This window comes from Salmonella sp. SAL4457 (genome assembly GCF_046548235.1).
Taxonomy (GTDB): Bacteria; Pseudomonadota; Gammaproteobacteria; order Enterobacterales; family Enterobacteriaceae; genus Salmonella; species Salmonella enterica.
Window position 1 is genome coordinate 1 of record NZ_JBGDZO010000308.1, and the last position, 294, is coordinate 294.

Annotated in this window: 1 pseudogene; it reads right to left on the minus strand. The window is 59.5% G+C overall.

The window, feature by feature from the left end:
- Positions 1–294 (minus strand): annotated as a pseudogene (locus ACLJNW_RS24405) (transposase); the annotation flags it as partial.

Here is a 294-nt window from a genome sequence, read left to right on the forward strand (position 1 = left end):
AACCTGAACAGACCACTTCCACCGACTCCTGCTCACTCAACTGGTCTATCAGCGCGTACGATCGAGTTCGTCCGACATCAAGAGAGCGGTAGCCTTTTTTAGGATCGCTTTCTCCCGCTCCAGCCGGTTGATCCGGGCTTCCAGTTCCTGGATCTTCTGCTGTTCGGGCGTCAGCGCCTTGCTCTTCGGGGTCACGCCTTGGCGTTCCGCCTGGAGCTGTTTCACCCAACGGCGCAAGGCCGAATCCACCACCCCCAGCGAACGGCAGGCGTCGATATGGCTGTAGCCTTGGTC